Origin of the sequence: Clostridium tunisiense TJ (assembly GCF_000300195.1) — a bacterium.
Taxonomy (GTDB): Bacteria; Bacillota; Clostridia; order Clostridiales; family Clostridiaceae; genus Clostridium_J; species Clostridium_J tunisiense.
In genome coordinates this window covers 1-514 of record NZ_AMQH01000043.1, presented here as the reverse complement: position 1 = coordinate 514, position 514 = coordinate 1, and the positions used below count along the sequence as shown (strand labels likewise).

General features: G+C 62.1%; 1 pseudogene. It reads left to right on the top strand.

What is annotated here, in order from left to right:
* Nucleotides 1-514 (top strand): annotated as a pseudogene (locus C661_RS23285) (IS30-like element ISPpu17 family transposase); the annotation flags it as partial.

Here is a 514-nt window from a genome sequence, read left to right as displayed (position 1 = left end):
CCGGCGACATGGCTCAGCCATCATCTCCCGGTGTGGCTCAAGCATGGCATGAGTCCGGAGCAGATCGCCCAGCGGTTGAAGCAGGAGCAGCCAAGCCGGGCGGTCAGCCATGAGTGGATTTATCGGTTCATTGCCGCCGAACAGCGCGCCGGTGGTGAGCTTTATACCTATCTGCGACATCGCCGAAAGCGCTACCGGAAACGCTATGGAAGCCACGATCGGCGCGGGCAGCTGCGTAATCGCGTGTCAATCAGTGAACGCCCAGCCGAGGTCGAAAGCCGCGAGCGCCTGGGGGACTGGGAGGGCGATACGGTACATGGACTGGGCGGTAACCTGGTGACCCTGGTTGATCGCAAAAGCGGCTATCTGAGCGCCTATCCGGTCAAGCGCAGAACGCGCCGGCAGGTAACGCGGGCGATCAATCTGATGCTTCAGGGCCATGCCGCTCACACGCTGACGCTGGATAACGGAAGGGAGTTTGCCGGGCATGAACGCATCGCGCTACGGAGCCAGT